The organism is Limibacter armeniacum, from assembly GCF_036880985.1.
GTDB lineage: Bacteria > Bacteroidota > Bacteroidia > Cytophagales > Flammeovirgaceae > Limibacter > Limibacter armeniacum.
In genome coordinates, this window is record NZ_JBAJNO010000008.1 from 924,467 (window position 1) to 949,321 (window position 24,855).

A 24,855-nucleotide genomic window follows, 5' to 3' on the forward strand; every position below is an offset into this window, starting at 1 on the left:
GTTAAGCGATGAAACTGAAAAAAGTGCTCTTTATTTCGATGCTATGTGCCATTTGTGCCTTTAGCTGTGATGATGACGATGACAATGGGGGCGGTACACCTTCTCCAAATGACAGCCTTCCTGAAAACCTGCCTAATGTGGAAGATGCCACATTTTCCAACTCCACCAATATAACAAACCCTTATTATGGACCTCCAGCAGACATGGTTTATATCTATGAAGGTGGTGAAATTGGTGAAGACCCTGAAGAGGAAATCAGGATAGAGCGAAGGGCTGACACCCGTGAAGTAATGGGGGTAACGACTATTATTCAAAACGATCAGGTTTTTCTGGACAGTGTACTTATTGAAGACACAGATGATTGGCTGGCACAGGATGACGACGGCAACCTTTGGTATTTTGGGGAAGAAGTGAAAAACTACGACGATGAAGGCAATTTTGAAGACGATGAAGGCTCGTGGGAAGCCGGAGTAGAAGGTGCCTTGCCGGGATATTGGTTGCCTGCCAACCCAACTGTAGGTCAAAATTACTATCAGGAATATTGGGAAGGTGAAGCAGAAGATCAGGCAGAAGTGATCAGTGTGGATACCATGGTTACGACTGAATTAGCTACCTATAATAACTGTCTGGTTACAAAAGATATCAATCCGTTTGATGAAGGAGAGTATGAGCTGAAGTTTTATGCCCCCAATATTGGATTGGTAAAAGAAGAGAAATATGATGACAGCGACGTGCTGATAAAAATGGTAGAGTTAGTAGAAATAGCAGAGGTGGATACTACCTCAACGATGCTACCTGAAGACCTGCCTGATATCACAGAGGCAACTTTCACTAATCCAACCGATATAACGAATACATATTATGGTCCACCTGTCGGTTCGGTCTACATTTATGAGGGAGGTGAAATTGGTGAGGATGCCGAAGAAAGTATACGACTTGAGCGAAGTTCAGAGACCCGAGAGGTAATGGGTATAACAACCATCATTCAGAATGATCAGGTGTTTGTGGACAGCATATTGGTAGAAAATACTGATGATTGGTTGGCACAGGACGATGATGGTAATGTCTGGTACTTTGGTGAAGCGGTTGAAAACTTTGATGAGGAAGGTAATTTCTTGGACAGTGCCGGTGCATGGGAAGCAGGTGTCGATGGAGCTTTGCCAGGTTATTGGTTACCAGCCAACCCTGAAGTAGGACAGACCTATTATCAGGAATACTACGAAGGGGAAGCAGAAGATCAAGCAGAAGTGGTTAGTCTGGATACAACGATTACCATCGGTCTGGGAACTTATGAAAATTGTCTGGTCACCAAGGATATCAACCCTTTTGAGGAGGATGTGTATGAACTGAAGTTTTATGCACCAAATGTTGGCCTTATTAAGGAAGAAAAATACGAAGGAGATGATGAGTTGGTGGAAGTAGTGGAACTGGTGGAAATTGAATGATAGGTAGGGTTGTGAAATAGAAAAGGCTGGGGATATTTTCCTCAGCCTTTTCTTTTGTCTAGCGTCTAATGTCTATAATCTAGTATCTACTATCTCATCATTAAATCTTCACCTGCAAAGTCAGGTAGAAGTTCCTGCCATCAGATGGGATAATACCTGGTCCCGGATAACCTGTCGCACGGCGTGTGAAGTACATATTGTCGGTCAGGTTGTTGATACCTGATTCAACCGTAAACTTCTTGATACGGTATTTCAATGAAAGGTCTGTGACATAATAAGCAGGAATAGGTCCGTAGACAGCATCCGAAAGTGGCTCTTGTGTATTCAATGCATCAGTGTACTGCTTGGCTACATAGCTATACTGCCAGCTTGCGGACAGGTTACCATAATTTACATTCAGACCGGTCTTGAAGTTGAATGGTGGTACCAGTTCCACTTCATTTCCATCATAAATGGATTCATCAGAAATGTATCGCCCCCTGATTAGGGCAATATTGCTGAACAGGTTGATATTGGTTTTGGACTGCTGGTTAAACAGCTTCATCAGGTTGATCTCTGCATAGGATTCCATGCCCAATGTATAGGCATCTGAGATATTGGTACGGATTGGGTTGGCAGGGTTTGCCAGACCAATCTTATCATTGTAACGCAGGTAGAACAAGCTGATGTCATAGTTGAATAACTTTGTAGTACCTCTTGCTCCAATATCTGCACTGTAGCCTTTCTCATCCTGCAAGTCAGGATCTACGCGTACATTTGAGTTAAGTGTTCTCAAGTCAGAAAATGTGATGGCACGGTAGTTCTGTGAAAGGTTGGCGTAGATCTCATGACCTTCTGATGGTTTGAAACTGGCACCAATCCCTGCCATAAAGATTGAGCGGTAATTGGTGATAGAATCTTCCTGCTGAACATAAACGCTTTCCAGCAATCCATCCTGATCCAGAATCTGGGTAGGCTTTTGGTAATAACCTTCTCCAATGGTACCGATTCTTTCAAAACGGATACCTGGTGTAATGCTGAACTTGTCAGAGATATTAAAAATATTCTCAGCAAACAGCGCAAAGTTCTTGATATAGAAATCGTGATCTGAAAGCAAGTTGTCAGGAGTTGTAAAGCTGAAGTCAGCATCCTTTCCATTGCTGGCATCTCCCTGCATCTTGACGTCAAACCCACGGTAATAGCGAGCACCAACCAGCAAGACTGATGTTTGGTCGCCTAGATTGTAACGTTGCAAGAAACGCAGCTCCGAACCGATATTCCTGAAATTGTCATCTACCAGTAGTCTTGGATCATTTTGAGGATCTTCTGCTCTCAGGTTAATTCCCAGTGCTTCACGGCTCGCATATAACCCAAAGTTTTTCCACTGAAGTTTGCTGCGGTTACTGAGCTTGTATTCCATCAGGATAGCTGCAATGTTCCAGTCTATCTTGAACCAGTTTTTGTCGGTATAAGAAGCCCTTGGATCCAGTGCAAACTGAGGGTCTGTCAGGCCGCCCGGTTGCTTGGCAAGGTAATCCATATGGGTCAGTTCCAATCCAACCTTGAATTTTTCAGAGGCATTGTAAGTCACATTGCCGTAAGCTGTGTTTACCTCAAATTCCGAATTGGGTCTCCAACCATCTCCTCTCTTGTACTGGTAAAAGGTATAATAGCTGACTTTCCCTACTGTTCCACCCAAGCTGTTGAATGAGTTGAAGAGTCCGAATGAACCGGCTGTCTGTCTGGAAACGAGTTCGATCTTCTTGTCAGGGTTGCCTTCCTTCATGACAAAGTTGAGCATACCGCCAAACTGTGTACCATATTGCATAGCCGCTGCACCACGCACCAACTGGATTTTTTCTACTGATTCCAAAGGTGGCGTGTAGTAGCTCTCAGGGTAACCAAGCGCATCCGCTGCAATATCATATCCATTCTGTCTGGTGTTGAAGTTGGATGTACGGTTGGGGCTTAGACCTCTACCGCCAATGCCTAGTTGGAGTCCTGCTCCGTCACTTTCCCAGATATTCAGCCCCGGTACCTTGTTGTACACCTGTCGGCTATTGTTGGTCGCAAGGTTTGCTGTTACGTTGTTCAGCACGATTACCTCACTTTTCTTCCCCTCATAGATGGCTGTTCCTTCGACGGCATTTAGCCTAACGATATCAGAGGATTCATAGTCACGGACAGATACTTCCTGCAATACTTCTTCAAAAGCAGCCATGGAAAAGTCAAGTGTATTTACACCAGATTTGGCGGTCAATGGCTTTTCCTGTGTTTTCAGCCCCATTGCAAAAACGACAATGGTGTAGCTTTTCCCTACTTCTAACTGGTCAAGTTGGTAAGTACCACTTTTAGTTGTAACGGTATTTTTTGAAGTGTTTTTAATAAAAACATTCGCCCCTTCTACAGGCTTTCCGTTGCTGCTGATTTTACCTTTTAGTACAGCATCCTGTGCAGCAGCTGAAAAGCCAAAGCTCATCAATAAAAGTGTAAGTGCGTATTGATATAGTTTCATTCTATAATTGAATAAATGTTATTCTGCCTCCATTGGTAATATCCAGCCCTTGTTTGCAAAGGAATCGTATTCTTCTGCCAGATTTACAGTCGGGTCAATAAATGGTTTGCTTGGTCTGCCATTCAGCGTGACATAGCACTTGGCATATACCTTAGGCTTTTCAATGCCTTTTTCTTGGTATATAGCTGTCAGATGATGGGCAAACTGCAAAATCATATCAGGTTGTGTTGCCATCATTTTTTCCTGAAGCGGCGTTAGGTAGTCTGAGTTAACTATCTCGACCCTGTTCCCGTTTTCAGGATTTTCTACATAAAAAGTAATATGTCCGGCTTTTTCCATCAGCATAACACGCCATGAGAAACGGAAACCTTGTTCTGTCCAGAAAAGGTTACCGGGATACAGGGCATAGCGGAATGGAAAAATTAGCTGGAAGGTGAAGAATACAGCCAAAAGTAATGTCATTACTATATTGGCGATATTGTCTGTGTTTTCCAGCGGGTTCTTTGCTGCGGCAAACTTAACATTTCCCCATATCTTTTCATGAAAATCAGCTGAGAAGAAGATCAACGTACTCAGGATCATGATATATGGGAACATTCCAATAGGGAACAGCATAGCCGTCATGACATGGAATGCGATTACTGCCAGATAGGCAAAAGGTCTTGTCTTTCGATTGATCAGGAAGAATGGGATAGTCAGGTCGTAGATTGCACCAAACCAGCTAAAGAAATAAGCCACCCAAGTGTACTTGAACAGGAAACCGATATAAGGCATGTCGGTATGTGCTGCCAGCCAGATACGTAGTGGCTGTGCTTCCAATAACCAGTCAGGGTGAAGCTTGGCAATTCCTGCATAGAAATAAACAATTGCCAGTTGTAGCCTGATGGCTCCAATAGCCCAGAAAGGAATCCGTTTCGCCCTGTTTTTAGGCTTGAGCATCGCATCAACGGAGTAGGCTTTATTGGCTGGTACAAATATCATCAGCAAGCTGACAAGGCTGACAAAGTAGTAATGGTTTAGGTAGGTGGTCAGGTCAATCAGCTCTACATAGGTGAAGGCAAGGAAAAACACAAAGGCTGCATAGTGGTAAAGGAAACCAACCATGATAAAAAATGCTGCTACAGCCATTGATAAGAAAAGAAGATACATGCCATACTCACCCAACGGCTTGACCCATTCAAATCCGTAATAGGTGAAATGGAATTGGGGTTGGAGATACAGCTCTTCAATCCAGCCTTTCAGCCAGAAACGGATGACGCTGCCTAACATCATACCTCCGAAGATCACCCGAAATGTGATCAGCGGTGCAATAGATACTCTCTTGAATAGAAGATCCTTCATTCCTTTCCTCACTCAATTTATAGAATAGTAGAGATGCTTTATTGGGCATCTCTACATATTAGCTCGAAATTAATCGCCATCATTATCAGTATAAGTAATGGAAACGCTAAGTGCGGATGGCATTTCCGTCTTGATCATGATAACAAGGTCAGACATATCCTGATATACTTGCTCAAGGGAGTTGTCCTTGTTTTCTATCAGGTTAGACAATGGGCCTTGAAGGTTATTCAAGCCTGACTTGATGCTGCCGATTTGGTTATTGATCTTGCTAGTCAGGTCTTCTTTGATGGCTCCTGCTTCATACATAGCTGTCAAGTAGTCAGCAAGTCCTTCGCCATCTGTACTTCCTTTTCCAAGGAATATATTTTCAATGGTGGTTACATTCGCTTTCAGTAATTCCAGAGAATGTGCGCTATAGTAAGATTCCAAAGACTTAGGGCTTACCTCACCACTCAAAGCGTTTTTGCCCATTGGGTACCCCAAACGGTTGTTTTTGCTTCTCTCATAAGCCTTGTTCATCTCATTGACAATCATGCTTATTGCACTGCTTGGGTCGTTCCCTGTTTTTGTGGCAAAATCAGTAGCGTAACCGTCTTCCCATGCTGTACTTACAGAAGAGGCGATAGTTGAAACTTCTTGGGTAACATCTGCCAAAAACTGCTTTCTGTTTTCAGCATTGGCATCTGCGGTAAAGCTATCCAATGCCTGCTCATTGAAAAGCAAATACTCAATGGCAGGAAGCCCTTTGATTTCATTGTTGTAGATATAGGTTAGATCCCAACTGCCAGTTGCAATAGTATCATTTAGGGCAGTGATACGAGTTGGGAAAGAGTTGATATTACGAAGGAATGTACTCTCATTTACAGGGCCAAACTGGTAAGGATTTACCTCAGCCCAAGCTTCGTAAGTTGCTGTCAGTGCATCCTGAGCAGCAGTTAAGGTTGTATTGTCAGGTGTGTCTACAAATGCTTGGACAGCGCTGTTTAGTGCATTTGCTGTTTCACTGAACTGTTGTGTAGCAGGAAGGATAATATTGGAACCATAATTCTCCAACATTTTAGAACGTTCAAAGTCCACCTTTACCTCATTGTTACTGTCGTCACAGCTTGTCTGAAAGATGGAAAGTGAAAATAAAGCCGCGATTACCCAAGATTTTCTCATAATACTCCTTTTATCACAATAGGGTACAGCGCAACAAAGAGTTGTGCTGTACCCCACAAATTTAATGTATGTTTTTAAAAGAATTACAGATTCAGGATTTCTGCATCTGTAAAACCGTAAACGTCTTTCAGTATCAGGTTAGCTTGCTGTAGGTTCGGAACCTCAGCATCATCCGGTTTTTCACCGAAAAGGCTGATCACTTGGTTGAATTTTTCAGTAGTGATTTTCTTGTCCAGGTTGTAAAGAAGTCCTTTAGCGAAAGCCTGTCCTTCAGACCAGTGGTGGTAAAGGCTACCTGTATCGTTTGCATCAATATCAGCAATTACATTGTTGATGTAGTGAACAGCGCAAGCAGCTACCAGTTTCTCCCAGTTGGTCTTGATTGTTTCAATGGCAGCGTCTCTTGCTTTGTAATCTTTGTTTCCGATAGCAGTTCTACCTTCAATAAATGCATCGTAGATAGTAGCTCTTACATCAAATGCAGGAGACATTTCCTCAGCATATTTAGCCCAGTACCAAAGTGCTTCGTCTGTTTCAGGGTAGCCAGAAGCAGGAGCGCCAAAGTAACCGAATGCTTCATCCCAGTGGTGTTGCATTGTTGTACCTTTTCCTTCTGTCACTTCCTCATTGTCTACGTTCATTTTCTCTTCACCCAAGTAAACAGAAGTAGCTTGGTAATACAGTAATGCACCCATCAGACCTTTAGCTGTCATTTGAGCCATTTCATGACCATCATTGTCGAATAGGCGACCATCGATAATGTTGTCACTGCTGCCACTGTAAAGTTCTACTTTCTCGAAGATGTCGTAAGCCTCAGACTTGAAAGGCTCAGCCGTCTTACCTGAAATATTTTTATCAGTATCGAATAGGTTGTTTGTGTTCTCGTAGATCGCAACCAGTTCGTCTTTTGTAACTTTTGTAACACCGTCATTTGCTGACTTGATTGTTGACTCAAGTGTGCTCAGCAAGTTAATTCTTGCAGTTTGACCTGAGTAGTCAACATTGTCAAAGCTGTAGTTAGTTGGTAATGTTAGCGTTGTTTCCTCATCATCACATGAAGTAAAAGTGCATACCATCATGGCTGCAGCTGCTACTGATAAAAACTTTCTCATCGTGTAATAGGTGTGCTTTTATTTAGATTCATTTAAAACAATGTGGCGCAAATGTATTTTTTACTTAGAATTATTCCAAATAAATATAAATAATTGTTTGAAAAGTGAACTTTATGAGAAAAGCGAAAGGGGTAATGTTTTATTAAACAGTTGTTTAAGTGTACTGTTTAAATGTTGTAACATAGACACTTTTGTAGACCTTTTAAAAAGTGCATTAGAAGTACTAATCAGGTATTTTACAGTCGAAAAACCCTCGTATTCTAAATGTTAAATGAAATAATGATGGCGTGTTTTCTAAGCTTTTATCAGGATAAACTGAGAAGTGTTTTGCCACGTTTATTTATTCCTTACAAAAACAATCTTGGAGTTTTGAGGTCCACTGTCTCTTTGTTGAATCTCGAAATACTCTAATGACTTAATCAGGTCAGTGAGCTTGGCAAAACCAAAGTTTCGAGGATCAAAGGTTGGCTGTTTCTTACCAATCAGGCTTCCGACTTTAGCCAAAAGTGCCCAGCCATCATCATCAGCTAAGTCATCAATGGTGTTTGCAATCAGGTAGATGGTTTTCTTGTCTATGCGAGTGACTTTTTTACGACGTCTAGGCTTAGGGGCTTTAGGTATCCCAGCTTTAGGTTTTTCATCTTCTTCTTCCTCGTCTTCATCTTTAGAGGAGAGAATTTCCAAGTAGATAAACTTGTCGCAAGCAGTCAGGAAGGGTTTGGGTGTTTTCTTTTCTCCAATGCCAATTACTTTCATACCTGCTTCACGAAGCCTTGTGGCTAGACGTGTGAAATCACTGTCACTGGAAACGATACAGAAACCATCCACTTTTCCTGAGTAAAGGATATCCATTGCATCGATGATCATGGCAGAGTCAGTCGCATTTTTACCACTGGTATAACTGTATTGCTGGATAGGTGTAATGGCATTTTCGAGCAGGACATTTTTCCAACCACCCAAATTGGGCTTTGTCCAGTCGCCATAAATACGTTTGAAGGTAGGAGTGCCGTATTTAGCGATTTCATTCATCATCTCGCTTACATTGGCGGAGGGGATATTATCGGCATCTATCAGTACTGCCAGTCTTAATTCGTCTTGGGTAACCATAAAAAGTATTTTGTTGGATTAATTTGCTTGAATATACAGCTTTTTGGATTGTAATAAGCATCACCTCTCTGTACACATTCTGAAACAGGATATGCAAGAAGCAAAAACAGAGCAAAAAAATAGAGACGCATGGAGTGCGTCTCTATAAGTCTAGTGTCTAAAGTATAGCCTCTAGATTATGGTATCCATTTGATATCCTTGAAGTTCGGCTTTCTCTTCTCAAGGAAAGCGTTACGACCTTCTTTAGCCTCTTCAGTCATGTAAGTAAGACGGGTAGCCTCACCTGCAAATACCTGTTGTCCTACCATGCCATCGTCCGTTGCATTGAAGGCAAACTTCAGCATCTTGATAGAAGTAGGTGATTTTGCAAGGATTTCCTGTGCCCACTCGTAAGCAGTATCTTCCAGCTCATCGTGAGGGATTACTGCATTGACCATACCCATTTCGTAAGCTTCCTGCGCTGAGTAGTTTCTACCCAAGAAGAAAATTTCACGGGCACGTTTCTGTCCTACCATCTTCGCAAGGTATGCTGAACCGTAACCACCGTCAAAGCTGGTTACGTCTGCATCTGTTTGCTTGAAAATAGCGTGCTCCTTACTAGCAAGCGTAAGGTCACATACTACGTGCAAGCTGTGTCCGCCACCAACAGCCCAACCTGGAACTACAGCGATCACAACCTTCGGCATAAAGCGCATCAGGCGTTGTACTTCGAGAATGTTCAGGCGGTGCATGCCGTCATCGCCTACATAACCTTGGTGTCCACGTGCCTTTTGGTCACCACCGCTACAGAATGCCCAACCACCATCTTTAGGAGAAGGTCCTTCACCTGAAAGCAGTACGACACCGATGCTTGTATCTTCACGGGCATCCAACATGGCCTCAAAAAGTTCTGATACTGTTCTTGGGCGGAATGCGTTACGTACTTCGGGACGGTTGAAAGCGATACGTGCTACGCCATTCGCCTTTTTGTACGTAATGTCCTGATATTCTTTTACTGTTACCCAATCTATCTTGCTCATATATTCAGCTATAAGTTGTTAGACATAATTAGTTGCATTGGATAAGATGCACAAACATCCTGTCCAATACTTGAAAGCCTTGCAAAAATAATATTTTTTGGATGCAACTGCCTGTACAGGCGAGGATTCTTTGGCAAGGGGTGTTACCAGACTGATTTTGACCGCCAACTTTGTCTGTTCAATTCCTTACCTTTGCGGCTGAATTTATTTGGCATTAGCATCTGAAAAATGAAATTCCCATACGAAGGAAAAACATACAGCATTATACGTTACCCTGAAACAAGTAACCGTTCACTTCGGGCATGGAGTGCAGCTGACGAATTGATGGTTAATTATATAGCGGAGGAAAAACTTACGCCTACATCTCCTGTAACCTTTAATGACAGGTTCGGCTTTTTGGGTAGCCTGTTGGAGAAGTTTCAGCCTGTATCGGTGATTAACTACTGTTCCCAGCAGAAAGCCATTCAGCAGAATTTTACAGCTAATAAGGTTTCGGTAACAGGTAAAAGTTTTGCCAACCCTTTGGAGAAATTACCTTCCACAGATTTGGGCTTAATTAACGTGCCGAAGTCAATGGATTTGTTCCGACTTTTTCTCTACCAGCTTTCGCAGTCATTGACAGGGAATGGAACTGTACTCTGCGGATTTATGACGAGACATTTCACGCCACAAATGCTGAAGATTGCAGAAGCGTATTTTGAAGAGGTAGGACAAAGCCGTGCTGTCAAGAAAGCACGCTTGCTGATACTGCGAAAACCTAAGAATTTTGAGGAAAATAATATCCTGAACGAGGTGAGGCTGGATGAGCATACGGTACTGAAACAGTACTTCGGGGTGTTCTCTGCCAACAACATCGACTATGCTACCCAGTTTTTTATCGAACATCTGGAAGTAAAAGAATCGGATCAGAAAATACTGGATCTGGCTTCAGGCAATGGTGTGTTGGCATTGGCAGCAAGAAGGCAGCAACCTGCAAGTGAAATTCACCTGATGGACGATTCGTGGTTGGCTGTGGAATCTTCCAAGCTGAACTTGCCAGAGGAAAATACATACTTCCATTTCAACAACAGCATGGATGAGCTTGAGAAAGGAAGCTATGATCTGGTGATCTCCAATCCACCTTTCCATTTCGAGCACGAAAACAATATTGAAGTTTCGCTGACCCTGTTTGAAGAGGTGGCACAACGCCTGAAAAAAGGAGGGCGTTTTGAACTGGTTGCCAACAGACACCTGAACTATAAGGTACATCTTGAAAAGCTGTTTGGCAGGGTGGAAACGGTAGCCGAAAATGAGAAGTTTGTGATTTACCGTTGTACCAAAATTTAATCACCGTGCAAAAGCAAAAACCACAATTGCATCCACGCAACCAACACAAGCAGCGGTATGATTTCAGTCAGCTGATAAAAGCCTGTCCGGAACTGGAAAATTATACCCTTCAGAATCCACATGGAGAGGAAACCATCAATTTTTCAGACCCAGATGCGGTCAAGGTATTGAACTGTGCCTTGCTGTCCCATCATTATGGGATAAAATATTGGGATATTCCTGAAGGCTACCTTTGCCCACCTATACCGGGCAGGGCAGATTACCTACACTATCTGGCAGACCTGCTGGCAACGTGCAACGGTGGCAAGATACCGGAAGGCAATCAGATCAGAGGACTTGATATTGGTGTAGGTGCCAACTGCATTTATCCTCTGTTGGGAAATAGTCTGTACGGTTGGTCATTTGTGGGAGCCGAACTGGAACCGGATGCCCTGCAATCGGCAGAAAATATTGTGAAGCAGAACGGCATCACTGATATAGCACTACGCTTGCAGCCATCAGCAGCTGGTATTCTGGATGGGGTGTGGAAAGAGGATGAGAAATTTCACTTTACGATTTGCAACCCACCTTTCCATGCCTCAGAAAAAGAAGCGGAGAAAGCTAACCAAAGAAGACTCACTAAGCAGGGTGGAGAAAAAGCCACCGAAAAAGCTCTGAACTTTGGCGGACAGTCAAGAGAACTTTGGTGCAAGGGCGGTGAAGCATTGTTCCTGAAGAAGATGGTCAAGCAAAGTGCTACTCGACCACAACAGTGTATCTGGTTTACCTCACTGGTGTCCAAAAAAGATACCTTGCCTGATCTGTATAAGCATTTGAAGAAAGCAAAAGCGAAGGACATCCGCACCATTGAAATGGGACACGGCAACAAGTTGACAAGGTTTGTGGCTTGGACGTTTTTGGATGCACACGAGCGCAAAATTTAGTAGAGGATAGTTCTTTTCTGGTCTTAGCGTCTCACTGAATGCTGTCAACTTTAGTAAAAGTGTGGGAACAGAGCCTTGCTCTGTTCTTGCGAAGCACCACGAAACACATGCTCGTGGGACATTTGTGACACGATTGAACACGGCAAGGCCGTGTTCCTACAGTGGTTCGTGTTGTTAAGTTGACAGCATTGAGCGTCTCACTTCATTGAGCGAGACGTTCACCATATTCATTAGTCGTAGCGGAGGCTACGACCAGTTACGAGTATTTCGTCAGTCCCGAATTGACAAAATATATAAGCGATGGATTTTAATCCATTGAAATGGACGATGAAAAATGAACAATCAAAGAGGCTATAGAAACTGGATTTTTTACTATTCTTCATTGTATATTGTTTAGCTAAAATAAGAACTGTCTAACATCTTAAACCTGATACCCCAATACTATAATCATGAAATCTGATGCTACTACACCCGAATCATATCTGAATGAACTTCCCGAAGACCGAAGAACTGTAATGCAAAAAATCAGGGAAGTAATACTTGAAAACTTGCCTGAAGGTTTTGAAGAAGTGATGAATTATGGAATGATAGGCTATGTGGTGCCACATTCCATTTATCCTGCCGGTTATCATTGTAATACTGACAATCCTCTTCCGTTTATAAGCCTTGCCTCGCAGAAAAACTATATTGGACTGTACCATATGGGTATTTATGCCGATGTGGAGTTGATGGACTGGTTTAAGGCTGAGTATGCGAAGGTCATTACAACTAAGTTAGATATGGGGAAAAGCTGTATTCGTTTGAAAAAGATGGATCAGGTTCCTTATGAACTTATAGGAGAGTTGGTTAGTAAAATAACGCCTGAACAGTGGGTGAAGACCTATGAAGCCGCATTGAAAAAACCTATGTAGATAAGTCAAAATATATTCATGGACAGGGTGGACTGATATGTTCGCCCTATTTTTTTGATTGCATTTTCCTGCCCCATTCCGTATTTTCTAAAAAAGAACCCCGCATTTTATTCCGAATAGGCGCTTGAAAAATCTTGATCTCCAAAAACGTATCACCATCGAAAGGCTGCTTGGTCAGGCTGATTCCTTTGCTGCAATCGCAAAGGCAGTTGGTGTACATCGTGCCACGATCATACGGGAACTGCACCGCAATTCGGAGGACGGGATTTACTGTGCCTTGAAAGCCCAAGAAAAAGCTCACCTCCGGAAAGCCATCGCCAGTATCAGGTCAATTATTCGCAGGAAAAATCACAGCATACCCCTAGGAGGCAGGAGAGGTAAAGCCAAAAAAGAACGTGATCCGCTGTATCTTTCAGTTTACCGCATTGCAAAGCACCGCTATTACCTTTACCATAAGCGTAAGGATTTCAGAAGCCGTTTGCAGCAAGGCAGCCGTTTTACGGGCGAAGCGCAACGCACATTAAAAGCTTATCTGGATGCCCGCAGGAAAAGGGATTGGTGGAAAGCGTACCGTCATCGGAAACAGAATAAAAGCATCCGCAGGCAATGGCAGGAAAAAGCAGCTTATACCTACAACTTTTTCAGAAGCGATTACTGGCAACCGGACAACAGGGTGTACCATTATCGCAGACGCTTTAACCGTATCTTTTGGGAGCCTCGATTCCACAGGTGGTATTGGAGGCAGGAAGTAAAGCGTCATACAAAAAGGTATCGTTATTTCTGGACTCCCACCACTGTTGGTTTTGCCAATGCTATAAAACAAAAGCCATTTAGCCAACAAGTCCTTCAGCTGCTAATTCACCCAATCCAAAAAACAACATTCCTGCCGACCCCATTGGCAGGCAAGGCTTTTATGTGCCTAATTTTTTTAACATGGGGTAGTTTACCTGTTTCCAATACTTTTTTCAAAATGCCATTTCCAATCAGGGTAGCCTGAGACACACATTTTTTCCAATCCGAATAAAACCTTCCATTTCTTTTCAAAAAAATATCTACCTGATTTGAAGGTATTTGAATTACGTAGTACAGTTGCATTTGCTCCAGAATGGTGGATGTTCGACGTGAAATTTTATGGGTGGTGCACGGTAGGCTTCTTTTGTATATTAAAAAGAAAAGACAATTATGGAAAGCGTGATTTTTTATACTCATTATAAAGTAATAGAAGAGTCTGATAAAAATGAGGTGACAAATATTGGGATTTATTTTGGGGAAGGGAAAAAGATTTATATTTCAGATATTGCTGATTAGTAGTTTGACAAATACACCTGTCTGTCAGTTGTTTACATTTTTAATTATTATAAACCCAATTCATTATCATGAAAAAGATTTTCACCTGTCTTCTTGTATTCTTTTTGCTTACTCATTTGGTATCTGCTCAAAAAGTAAAGTATTCTTTTTCTGAAGGTTATGAGAATGTTTTGACAGCAAGCAAATATAAAGTATTGGTGGACAAAGCTGTAGAACAGATTTCTGAAAGATATAAAATCAAATCAGTTAAAGACGGAGTGATCCGATTAAAAGATGGACAAGGAATGACGGAGTTTAATCTTCATAATTTACTGTTGATTTGCAAAGATGAAGAATCAGACCAGATAGTATTATTGGTAGAGGATCACTTTAAAAAGCTGTTTGATACGATTGATGCCCAAAGTAAACTCAACCCAGAAGATTTTGCTTCCATGCAGGATCGATTAAGCATTAGGGTATATAATGAGGGAATTATAAAGTCTATGGGAAATAAGGAAATGTTGATTACCAAAGAAGATATGGAAGGGACAGTTTCTTTATTGATGTTTGATTTGCCCAGTGGTTTTACACCTGTTCCTAAAAAATTACTGGAATTGTGGAATCAGAAAGAGGATACCTTGTTTGGATTGGCCCAGCAGAATGTAAATAAACAAGAAGTTATTCGGGATTCTAAAAAATTGCAGGCACAAGGAGATAGTATGGAAGTGCATATAATTGAAAATGACGATTACTGTGCGAGTTATGTACTGGATTTAACGAATAATGCGCCCGAACTGGTAGGCGAATGGGGATCGGTGATCACTATACCCAACAAAGGGGTTGCGGTGATCTGTACCATTTCTGAAGAAACACCAGTTGAGTTTGTCAATTTCATCAAAATATTAAGACCAATTGTAGCTAAGTTTTATAATGAACATCCACAACCTGTGTCAAAAGAATTTTATTGGTATTACAATCAGACTTTTACTAAGATCACAACCTTTGAAGATGAAAATGGACAGGTCAATGTCATTGCGCCAATAGGACTTTCACAATTAATGATAGCAGATCAGTCAAGTGATAAATGATATTGTTTTTTACTTCCAATTCCTTGTCAGTTAAGGTGTTGAATTAAGATTAAGTGAAAAACTAAATGATAGATGCTTCGATTTTTTAAAAACTAAACCGATTAACGAGATGGAAACCTGTAAAAATTGTAAGACTGAAGTAGCTGTACATGATGTAACATGCGGATTGTGCGAGTATCCTTTGCAAGGAACAGAACAGGAGCAGTCAACCTTTATCGCCAAACAAATTGTACAGAAAAGTGAAGTGCAGTCCTCTGTTGAAAACCTGGACAAATCAAGGTGGCTACTGTTTGCTATAGGCATTTTTAACCTGATATTTCCCTTTCTGTCTGGGGCTGATACGACAACGCTGATATTTAATGCCATTTTGGGAGGCATCTTCTGTGGCTTCGGGTTTATGACCTATATATTACCTAAGCTGGCATTGACAGTTCCGCTTACCATTACTGCTTTATATTACTTATTTTTGCTGCTGCTAATGCCTCATATGTTTTGGAGTGGAATTGCCATAAAGGTAGCCATACTGCTGGGGATGGGTTATGGCTTATTCAGTGTATGGAAGGCTGATAAGATCCTTAAAGCAAATCCATATCTGGCATCTGTCATGATGAAGAAGAAATAATCAATCATGCAGCGAACAATCAAGCTCAAAAAAGTGCTTCCATACACACCGGATGTTGTATGGAAGGCGCTTACCGATTCAAATTTCTTGGGACAGTGGTTTATGGAAAATGACCTTGTACCAGAAGTCGGTCGTGAATTTACTTTCCGTATGGCTCCCCAAAAAGGCTGGGACGGTATTACGCATTGTCAGGTCATAGAATTGGAGCCTTTGAAAAAAATCAGCTATACCTATCGGGGTGAGGCAACCGGAGAGAAAGCGATGGCTTGTGCGGGTATCCATTCCGATACGGTAGATCGGGCAGCCAAGGGAATCTTTGCCAAGCTGGACACTGTGCTAAGTTTTACATTGGAGCCAACTTGTGGCGGCACTATCCTTCAGATGGAGCATTCGGGTTACAGAGGATTCAAGATGGTGCTGGTTAGCCTTATTATGACCATGGGATGGAAAAAGCAGTTGGGAAAGAAACTGCCGAAATTGTTGGAGAAATTATCGGATCGGAAGATATCGGTAAGCTAATAGCTAAACAAGGCTAATGTTGTGGATATGAATGGTTTTTTTAACCAATAACTCGCATCGTTTTTTATCATAATGAAATTAGATACAAAATGAAAAACAGCTTTTTTATAATCACACTCTTGTTGATTACCACTTTTTCATCTGCTCAGAAAATAAAGAAAGTTTCAGTGAAAGATGAAAGCGGATTAAAAGAAACCTACAGTGTCTTGAAGTCCGACCCATCAGTCAGGCATGGCGAGTACAAGAAGGCTACAAATTATTTGCTGGTGAAAGGTCAGTACAGTCATGGGGAAAGAAGTGGCGTATGGGAGTACTATTCACCTAAATCAAAATTGGTTCAGCAATATGATTTCACTTCTGATACGCTTCTGTATAATTATAATGGACTCGAATATGCAATGGACTCAACGCAGTACACTAGGTCCATTGTCATATTGGGAGGTTTGTACCCTGTCCTGAAGCAGGTTGGAAGATCAATAAGGTATCCTGCTGAAGCAAAAAAGAATCGTACAGAAGGAAAGGTCAATGTCAAGTTTGTGGTTGATGCAAAAGGAAATGTAAAACAGATGGAGGTAGTAGAAGGAATTGGTGATGGTTGTGATGAAGAAGTGATGAAGGCATTTCAAGGTGTTGAATTTGAATGTATTCCGGCTCTTGACCTGAAGGGAAGCCCTGTCGAGAGTGAGTTTGTATTGCCGATAAGTTTTAAGTTAGACTAACGGGAATAGTAAAAAACAACTGTATATGAATCATCCATATACAAAGTGATTTATGTGAGGTGTCATGTCCGAAGAAATGCATTAATACTAACTGATTATTATATAAACTAACTGACAAGAGCATGAAAAAACAATTACTGTACTTTGTTGCCTGTGTATTGCTGGTTGCTTGTAAGAACCAATCTGCACAGGACAAACAAGATACGCCTGTTCAGGAAGCAACAACCAACCACAGTGAGGCTTCAGCACAACCGATGAGGCTTTCATTGGAGAATGCGAATGTATTGGCAGAGCTTCCGTTATCCTGTATTCAAACAGAATATCCGAACATGATTCATCATAGGATGAATGAGAAAGATGAAGCAAAGCAACCGCACGAACTGTATCCGGCGTTTCATGGATGTTATGACTGGCACTCGTCAGTACACGGACACTGGTCACTGGTTAAGCTGCTGAAAACGTATCCTGAACTGGAGAAGGCGGAGACCATCAGGTTTGCATTGCAGCAAAACATGACAAAAGAAAATATCCTGCAAGAAGTGGCTTACTTTGAGAAGGAGCACCACAAGTCTTTTGAGCGTACATACGGCTGGGCATGGTTGCTGAAACTGTCTCAGGAATTGTACACATGGAATGACCCGACAGGTAAGCAGCTAAAGGAAAACCTTCAGCCATTGACGGATGTAATCAGAAACAATTTTATAAACTTCTTGCCAAAGCTGAAATATCCGGTGAGGGTTGGTGAGCATACCAATACTGCCTTTGGACTTTCACTGGCGTGGGACTATGCCCAAACGGTAGGAGATCAGGAGTTGTCAGCATTGATTGTATCCCGTGCCAAGGATTTTTATTGGCAAGACCAGAACTGCCCGATGTCGTGGGAACCTAGTGGGTATGACTTTTTGTCGCCATGTCTGGAGGAGATGAATCTGATGCGCCGTGTGCTGGATGAAAAAGAGTTCAGCCAGTGGGTAAGCACATTCCTGCCTGCTTTGGTACAGCCCGATTACAGTCTGGCGGTCGGAGAGGTTGCTGACCGTACTGACGGAAAGCTGGTACATCTTGATGGACTGAATTTCAGTAGGGCATGGAGCTTTTACGGATTGGCAAAGCAATATCCGCAGTATAGTTACCTGATCGGTACAGCCAACAAACATGTGAGCCATTCATTGCCGAACCTAGTAGGTGACCACTACGAAGGAGGACACTGGCTGGGTACTTTTGCTATTTATGCACTTGAAGAAGGGTTTGTTTTACAGTAGTAGTGTTGAATTTTTTAATGTATTTATAAATGAAAAGATACCTGTTAATTTTTTTGATATTAGTCAATTTTAGTGCTAAAAGTTATACGCAAATTATTTTTGAGAAAGGTTATTTTATTGATAATGATAGTCAAAAAATTGAATGTTTAATCAAAAATATAGATTGGAAGAATAACCCGATTAAGTTTGATTATAAAATATCAGAAAGTCAGAGCAGTGAAAGTATAGGGATAGATTCAGTTTTAGAGTTTGGTATAGGAGATGTGTCCAAATACCGTAGATACACTGTTGAAATTGACAGGTCAAGTGAACTACTTAATAATTTATCAATACACAGGAATCCAACTTTTCAGAAAGAACAACTCTTTTTAAAAGTGTTGGTGGAAGGAGACGCAATTTTGTATGGTTATGAAGATGGTAACCTGAAACGTTTTTTCTATCAAAAAAGAAATGAAGAAGAAGCTCCTAAGCAATTAGTATATAAAGCCTATCAGAATAAAGGAGGTTATATAGGGTACAATAACCAGTTCAGGCAACAACTATGGAACCATTTAAAGTGTGAAAAAATCTCTCTAAAGGATATTGAACGCCTAGATTATGAAAAAAAGGATCTGATAGGGCTTTTTGTTCAATACAATGGTTGTAGTGGAGAGGCTGCTGTTGTGAGCTATGAACCAAGCAAAAAAAGGGACATATTTGATCTTACCTTACGTTTAGGTATGGCTTATTCACAGCTAATGGTTAAATCAAGTATATATGGGGATTATACATCTACTGTAAACTTTGAGGATAAAATAACTTTTAGGGTAGGTTTACAGGCTGAATTTTATTTGCCATTCAATAAAAACAAATGGTCTGTATTGACTGAGCCAACTTTTCAGTGCTTTATTTCAGAGGGAGTAATACGTGATAATGTGAACAAGATACATTATCAATCAATTGAAGTGCCTATTGGACTGAGACATTACTTTTATCTGAATCATAAAAATAAGTTATTCCTTAATGGGGTGTTTCTAGTTGATTTTAGTAACAATTCAAAAATCGATAGGGAAAATGCAGTTGATTTAGAAATAAAAACAAGAAATAACTGGGCTTTTGGTTTCGGGTATAAATACAGAAATAAGTATAGTTGCGAAGTAAGGTATCAAACTAACAGAGAGTTATTGAGTGATTACCTTTATCATAGCGCTAATTACAGCACATTGTCATTAATGCTTGGTTACACCTTATTTTGACAGTATCTGCTTTTTTTAAGAATAAACCATGAATTATAGAATCGATTATGTAAAGCAGTCGGAGTACCCAAAAGTGGTAGATGTTTGGGAAGCTTCTGTGAGGGCTACGCACCATTTTTTGGAGGAAGGAGATATTGAATACTTTAAGCCACTTATCTTAAACAGCTATTTGGATATGGTAGAACTAAGGTGTGTCAGAAATGAAAGGAGAGAAATTCTGGCATTTCTTGGAGTAGCTGAAAATAGTCTCGAAATGCTCTTTATTCACCCTGATTCAAGAGGAAAAGGTATCGGAAAAGCATTAGTGGAGTATGCAATTAATGAGTTTAAGATTACCAAAGTGGATGTCAATGAGCAGAATGAACAAGCTGTTGGTTTTTACTTCCATTGTGGCTTTGAGGTAGACAGCCGTTCTGAGTTGGATAGCTTAGGCAAGCCTTATCCAATTCTGCATATGAAGTTGAAAACTCAATCCTAATCAGATATACAAAGGTTTTGAACTGTCAGGACTATATTTCCTGACAGTTTTTTTATATGATTTTCAGTAAGAGTTTTTCTTCAGCCGAATGCCCAAAAGGTTTGATACTGTCCTTGTAAGTGTTTTTTGGAAAAACTTCTTGCGCTACAAGCTGCAAAATGTTTGGGTGGACATAATATTCTCTACAAACAGATTCGGTATTGCCGATCTGCTCTGCTACTAACCTGATGAGTATGTTTGGCAACTTTTTCTTAGGTGCTTCCTTGTAAAGGCTAACAGCATCAGGGTAACACTCAATCGCTGTCCGACTTGCAGCCCAAGTACGGAAGTCTTTACAATAAAATTCTTCTCCTATGGTCTGGTGGATGTATTCGTTTACCTCTTCGCTGTTTACAGTATGCCACTTGTCTGAGTCATCCTGATAGCGGAAGAGTTCATAGCCGGGAAGTTCAGCGGACTTCTTGATATAACGAATCAGCTCATGGTTTTCAATATGAACCTCTTGCTGTTGATTACTTTTGCCGTTAAACTTGAATAATAACTCCTTTCCTTTCAGATGCAGGTGTTTACGCCTGAGAGTAGAGAGTCCATAAGAATTGTTCTGTTCTGCATATTGCTGGTTACCGATACGTATGCCAGTTTCATCAAGTAAAAGTACCATCAATGCCAGTACTTTTTCTTTTTCCCAATCTTTTTGTTCCAAATCCATCAGGCAACGCTTACGCATATCAGGTAAGGCATTGCCAAAAGGCTTCATCCTGTCAAATTTTTGCTGCTGTTGCTGGCGTTGCCATTCTTCATGATAAAGATACTGTTTGCGCCCTTTTTCATCCCTTCCTGTGGCTTGGATATGCCCCTCTGAAAATCGGCATATCCAGACCTCTGACCACATGGGAGGAATCACTAAAGCTTCGATTCGTTCGATTGTGTCATGGTCATTGATTTTTTTGCCATGCTCATCCAGATAGGTAAAGCCTTTTCCCTGCTTTTTTCTTTTATAGCAGAGTGAATCATCATCAGTATGTTTAAGCTTTTTCACCCTTTTCAATGTTAACTCAGTACAGCTACACCACCGTCAATATTGTATTCTGCTCCTGTGATAAATGCAGCATCATCTGAAGCAAGGAAGGTAACGAGCTTTGCCACTTCCTCAGGTTTTCCAAACCGTTTCAGCGGAATCCTATTTTCCAATTGCATCGTCATTTTTTCAAGCTGTTCCTCTGGCATACCAATTTTGCCAAATATAGGAGTTGAGACAGGACCTGGGTTGACAGCATTGACTCTGATTTTTCTGGGAGCCAACTCAGTAGAAGCGGTTCGGGTGTATGAATTCAGAGCGGCTTTTGTTGCCGCATATATAGCAGTGCCATATGAGCCTGTGTAGGCATTGACAGAAGAAAGGTTAATGATAGCACCTCCGTCATTGATGATGGGAATAAACTTTTCAATAGTGAAAATAGCACCCTTAAGATTGATATTCATTAGCTGGTCATAGACTTCTTCCGTAACCTGACCAATTGTAGTGGGCGTAAATACACCTGCATTTACAAAAAGGATATCGATCTTGCCAAAACGTTCTTTAACCTGATTAACTAATTCATCTAGGTGAGACAGGTTACCAACATCTGCAATCATTCCCGTTACACCTAGTTCGGAAGCGGCGCTTAAGACTTTTGTTTCAGATCTTCCGGTAATGATGACTTCTGCGCCTTGGGCTTTCATTTCCTTTGCCGTTGCGTAGCCAATACCGCTGTTGCCTCCTGTGATTACTGCAATTTTCTGGCTTAATTTGCTCATAGAATATTTGGATTTGGGTTGTAGGTGTATGCTGTAAACTAAATTTAAAGAGATCTTTTAGCTTTACAGGCTAACACACTGATCTTTATTTTATGAACTTGTACGTTTGTTGAATAAGAACTTTTTAAATTTATAAGCTTGAAGAGAGATAGCTTTAGTAGCTCATTTTTAGACATGGCTACAGGAAATATGATATTGAAATAAATTGAACATAACAGCGATAAGCTTACAAATAAACTGACGGAAATATGTATTTGTTTTTTGATACAGAGACTACTGGCTTGCCCTTGAACTGGAAAGCACCAATGACTGATTTGGATAACTGGCCACGAATTATACAATTGGCTTATGCCAGCTATGATGAAGGTGGAAACTTATTGAAAAAGCGGGTAGAACTGATCAAGCCTGATGGTTGGATCATGCCAACTGGAGATTTCTGGATTGAGAACGGATTCTCTCAGGAGCAGAGTGAGGAGTTGGGATTACCAATTCTTGAAGTATTGCAGGATTTCATCACTCAGGTGGAGCAGAATCCATACTTGATCGCTCATAACATGAGCTATGATTATAATGTTGCAGGTGCTGAACTGATTCGGGCTAAACTGTTTGCCAAGAAAAAACCTGTGAAGATCTGTACCAAAGATGAAAGTACTGACTTCTGTAAGCTGGAAGGTCCTTATGGTTATAAATGGCCAAAGCTGGAAGAACTGCACCATATCTTATTCGAAGAAGGTTTTGATAATGCACACGATGCTTTGGCAGATGTAGAGGCTTGTGCAAGATGTTTTTTTGAATTAGTTAGAAGAGGTGTGATCAACCTGTAACAGTGTTTTTTCTGACTTTTTTAGAAAAAAATTGAAAATCAACATTTTAACATTGTATAAAATGGTTTGGTGTTTGTCTATCTGATAAGTAACCCAATTGAAGTAAAGTTATTCGACTACATCCTGCTGGTAATGTGTATTGAAATGTTATCGGTATCATGTTTTGCTTATGTATATCACTTTACAAATGAAAAACTTATCAGATAGAAAACAACCCAAAAACTTTTACAATCATTTCACCTTTTATCACTTTCCATTAAGAGTTTACCTGCTGTCGGCATCAATATTCCTTTTTACAAACTGTAATGATGACGGTGATTTTTCCCATTTGAATAATGGAGATGAATTGATAACCGATCTCGAATGGGCTTCATTGAGAGACCTTTCCAGTGATGCTTTTGGAGAAAGGTTTGAGCAGTACAAAGAACGAGGCTGGATAATCAAGGATATAGATGCCTATCAGGGAAGAGCCAATATGCTTTACTCCATGGTTTGGGAAGAAAACCATGACAACCGCAAGTGGCAGGAATGGCGTGACCTTACCAATGATGGCTACCATGCAAAGTGGGAGGAGCTGAAAGGAAAAGGGTATAGGCCGAGTGATATAGAAGCCTATCTTACAGATAACTCTATGCGTTATGCGGGAATCTGGGAGGAAAATGTAGAAGGGCTGAAATGGTCTTCTCATCGTGACCTGACAGCAGAAGAATATGGAGAACTCTTTGATGAGCGATCGGGCGCGGGGTATCGCCTTGTAGATATGGAAGCCTACCAAACACCATCAGGAATCAGGTATGCCGCCATCTGGTATGAAAACACGGATAACCGTGGTTGGGCACAGTATCGGGACATGTCAAGGGAAGTCTATCAGGAGCGTATAGACGCTTTTCTGAATGACGGATACAGCGTAATTGATTTTGAGTCCTATATGCTGAACGGTCAGCAACGGTATGCCGCAATATGGGAAAAGAATCGCTACAATCGGGCGACGGCTGTACGTTCAGATAGGACAGAAACAGAATATGCCAACTACTGGAGGTATTATAGGGATCTTGGTATGAGGCTAATTGATTTTGAGCGATATGAAACACCAAATGGTACTCGCTATGCAGGTGTATGGACTGAAAATAATGCGCGTTACAGTTGGGCTGAAAAGGGAAATATTGACAACATTATTGAGGACTACCGAGAGGCTAATGATATTCCTGGTATTTCGGTAGCCATTATTCACCAAGGAGACTTGGTATACCAGCGGGGTTTTGGAATGGCAGATATTGGCGCTTCTAAGCAGGCACATGGGAGGACGGTTTACCTGGCGGCTTCTGTTTCAAAAGTGATAGGAGGAACCTTGGCTGCCAAGATGGAAAGTGAAGGCAGGTTGGCAGATGGTACAACGGTAAATCTGGATTTAACTAAAAAGACTACAGATTACCTAGACATTCCTGTAGAAGGGCATACGCATAGTGTCGAGGATTTGCTGGCTCATTTGGGGTGCATATGGGAATATGATAATGGCCCTGAACCACCTATTGATCACTATAATACATCTCAACTGGCTCTGGAGGAAATATGGAATACTCCTCCTATGTCAAACTGTAGTATCGGTAGTAGCATAAACTATTCTACTCATGGATTCACATTTGTGGGGGCTGTATTGGAAAAGGTGTCTGGTCGACCGGTAGCTCAATTGGTAGAAGAGGAAATAGCAGACAGGTATGGCTTTAACAGTATGAGGGTTCAGTACCGGACGCAGAACATGCGATCCAACTACGAAAGAGCAAAACCTTACAGCGATGATAATAGCCAGACAGAAGCGACCTATGAAGATAATTCTTGGAAAGTACTTGGAGGAGGAATAGAAGTGGATGCGGTTGATTTGGCTTGGTTTGGCTGGAAAACCCTCAATGGTGAAATTGTAGATGCAGATACAAGAGACAACAGAATGTGGACACGCATGTTACCTGCTTCTCCATATGGGTTGGCGTGGGCTATAGGGACAGATACCTTTGGTCATTCTCACCAATTGGTAGGACATGAAGGGAGCTGGGCTGGAGCGAGGTCTTCCCTTATGATATACAGAGGCTCAGATCAGCTGGTGATAGCAATTCTTTCTAACAGAAGAGGACATAACCCAGGACAGGATTTGGCTCAAGTGATTGCAGAAGAAATTTTGCATTAACCTTTA

General features: G+C 41.3%; 22 protein-coding genes. 14 read left to right on the forward strand and 8 right to left on the reverse strand.

What is annotated here, in order from left to right; all coding sequences use genetic code 11:
• Positions 1-8: 8 nt before the first annotated feature.
• Positions 9-1,445, forward strand: coding sequence for a hypothetical protein (locus V6R21_RS09670; protein ID WP_334243158.1), 1,437 nt, complete (start codon positions 9-11; stop codon positions 1,443-1,445).
• 100 nt (positions 1,446-1,545) lie between these two features.
• On the opposite strand, the gene V6R21_RS09675 is transcribed toward V6R21_RS09670, so the two are convergent.
• The 6 genes from V6R21_RS09675 to V6R21_RS09700 form a co-directional block, all read right to left on the reverse strand.
• Positions 1,546-3,939, reverse strand: coding sequence for a TonB-dependent receptor (locus V6R21_RS09675; RefSeq protein ID WP_334243160.1), 2,394 nt, complete (start codon positions 3,937-3,939; stop codon positions 1,546-1,548).
• Between the two features lie 18 nt (positions 3,940-3,957).
• A complete protein-coding gene (locus V6R21_RS09680) occupies positions 3,958-5,280 on the reverse strand; it encodes an HTTM domain-containing protein (RefSeq protein ID WP_334243161.1) in 1,323 nt (440 codons plus the stop codon).
• A gap of 69 nt (positions 5,281-5,349) precedes the next feature.
• A complete protein-coding gene (locus tag V6R21_RS09685) occupies positions 5,350-6,441 on the reverse strand; it encodes an imelysin family protein (protein ID WP_334243162.1) in 1,092 nt (363 codons plus the stop codon).
• Between the two features lie 83 nt (positions 6,442-6,524).
• Positions 6,525-7,553 carry a DUF4856 domain-containing protein gene (locus tag V6R21_RS09690; protein WP_334243163.1) on the reverse strand — a complete coding sequence of 343 codons (1,029 nt, stop codon included), beginning with the start codon at positions 7,551-7,553 and terminating at the stop codon, positions 6,525-6,527.
• Positions 7,554-7,889: 336 nt separating this feature from the next.
• Positions 7,890-8,660: an NYN domain-containing protein gene (locus V6R21_RS09695; RefSeq protein ID WP_334243165.1), complete on the reverse strand. Its 771-nt coding sequence runs from the start codon at positions 8,658-8,660 to the stop codon at positions 7,890-7,892.
• Between the two features lie 176 nt (positions 8,661-8,836).
• The gene (locus V6R21_RS09700; RefSeq protein ID WP_334243167.1) at positions 8,837-9,679 is read right to left on the reverse strand and encodes a 1,4-dihydroxy-2-naphthoyl-CoA synthase; all 843 of its coding nucleotides are present in this window, start codon (positions 9,677-9,679) and stop codon (positions 8,837-8,839) included.
• Positions 9,680-9,907: 228 nt separating this feature from the next.
• On the opposite strand from V6R21_RS09700, the gene V6R21_RS09705 reads away from it, so the two are divergent.
• From V6R21_RS09705 to V6R21_RS09755, 11 genes are all read left to right on the forward strand, one after another.
• Positions 9,908-11,005, forward strand: coding sequence for a class I SAM-dependent methyltransferase (locus V6R21_RS09705; RefSeq protein ID WP_334243169.1), 1,098 nt, complete (start codon positions 9,908-9,910; stop codon positions 11,003-11,005).
• A gap of 5 nt (positions 11,006-11,010) precedes the next feature.
• On the forward strand, positions 11,011-11,928 hold the full coding sequence (gene rlmF, locus V6R21_RS09710; RefSeq protein WP_334243171.1) for a 23S rRNA (adenine(1618)-N(6))-methyltransferase RlmF: 918 nt from the start codon (positions 11,011-11,013) through the stop codon (positions 11,926-11,928).
• A gap of 449 nt (positions 11,929-12,377) precedes the next feature.
• The gene (locus tag V6R21_RS09715) at positions 12,378-12,839 is read left to right on the forward strand and encodes a DUF1801 domain-containing protein (protein WP_334243173.1); all 462 of its coding nucleotides are present in this window, start codon (positions 12,378-12,380) and stop codon (positions 12,837-12,839) included.
• Between the two features lie 124 nt (positions 12,840-12,963).
• Positions 12,964-13,836 carry a helix-turn-helix domain-containing protein gene (locus V6R21_RS09720; protein ID WP_334243175.1) on the forward strand — a complete coding sequence of 291 codons (873 nt, stop codon included), beginning with the start codon at positions 12,964-12,966 and terminating at the stop codon, positions 13,834-13,836.
• Positions 13,837-14,215: 379 nt separating this feature from the next.
• Positions 14,216-15,214, forward strand: a complete 999-nt coding sequence (locus V6R21_RS09725) for a hypothetical protein (RefSeq protein WP_334243178.1) — start codon at positions 14,216-14,218, stop codon at positions 15,212-15,214.
• 109 nt (positions 15,215-15,323) lie between these two features.
• A complete protein-coding gene (locus V6R21_RS09730) occupies positions 15,324-15,836 on the forward strand; it encodes a hypothetical protein (RefSeq protein ID WP_334243180.1) in 513 nt (170 codons plus the stop codon).
• Between the two features lie 6 nt (positions 15,837-15,842).
• The gene (locus V6R21_RS09735) at positions 15,843-16,355 is read left to right on the forward strand and encodes an SRPBCC family protein (RefSeq protein WP_334243182.1); all 513 of its coding nucleotides are present in this window, start codon (positions 15,843-15,845) and stop codon (positions 16,353-16,355) included.
• Positions 16,356-16,444: 89 nt separating this feature from the next.
• Positions 16,445-17,074 (forward strand): energy transducer TonB, encoded by a 630-nt coding sequence (locus V6R21_RS09740; RefSeq protein ID WP_334243184.1) that lies wholly within the window; start codon positions 16,445-16,447, stop codon positions 17,072-17,074.
• Between the two features lie 122 nt (positions 17,075-17,196).
• Positions 17,197-18,336, forward strand: coding sequence for a DUF2891 domain-containing protein (locus V6R21_RS09745; protein WP_334243185.1), 1,140 nt, complete (start codon positions 17,197-17,199; stop codon positions 18,334-18,336).
• Positions 18,337-18,365: 29 nt separating this feature from the next.
• Positions 18,366-19,571, forward strand: coding sequence for a porin family protein (locus V6R21_RS09750; RefSeq protein WP_334243187.1), 1,206 nt, complete (start codon positions 18,366-18,368; stop codon positions 19,569-19,571).
• A 28-nt stretch (positions 19,572-19,599) separates the two neighbouring features.
• Complete coding sequence (locus V6R21_RS09755) at positions 19,600-20,049, forward strand: GNAT family N-acetyltransferase (RefSeq protein ID WP_334243189.1); 450 nt, start codon at positions 19,600-19,602, stop codon at positions 20,047-20,049.
• Between the two features lie 52 nt (positions 20,050-20,101).
• On the opposite strand, the gene V6R21_RS09760 is transcribed toward V6R21_RS09755, so the two are convergent.
• Both V6R21_RS09760 and V6R21_RS09765 read right to left on the reverse strand, forming a co-directional pair.
• Positions 20,102-21,088, reverse strand: coding sequence for a DNA topoisomerase IB (locus tag V6R21_RS09760; RefSeq protein WP_334243191.1), 987 nt, complete (start codon positions 21,086-21,088; stop codon positions 20,102-20,104).
• Between the two features lie 11 nt (positions 21,089-21,099).
• Positions 21,100-21,846, reverse strand: coding sequence for a glucose 1-dehydrogenase (locus V6R21_RS09765; RefSeq protein WP_334243192.1), 747 nt, complete (start codon positions 21,844-21,846; stop codon positions 21,100-21,102).
• Between the two features lie 248 nt (positions 21,847-22,094).
• Between V6R21_RS09765 and V6R21_RS09770 the strand changes: the two genes are divergently transcribed.
• Together V6R21_RS09770 and V6R21_RS09775 are read left to right on the forward strand one after the other, a co-directional pair.
• Positions 22,095-22,670, forward strand: coding sequence for a 3'-5' exonuclease (locus V6R21_RS09770; protein ID WP_334243194.1), 576 nt, complete (start codon positions 22,095-22,097; stop codon positions 22,668-22,670).
• Between the two features lie 187 nt (positions 22,671-22,857).
• A complete protein-coding gene (locus V6R21_RS09775) occupies positions 22,858-24,849 on the forward strand; it encodes a serine hydrolase (protein ID WP_334243196.1) in 1,992 nt (663 codons plus the stop codon).
• The last annotated feature ends 6 nt before the right edge of the window (positions 24,850-24,855 follow it).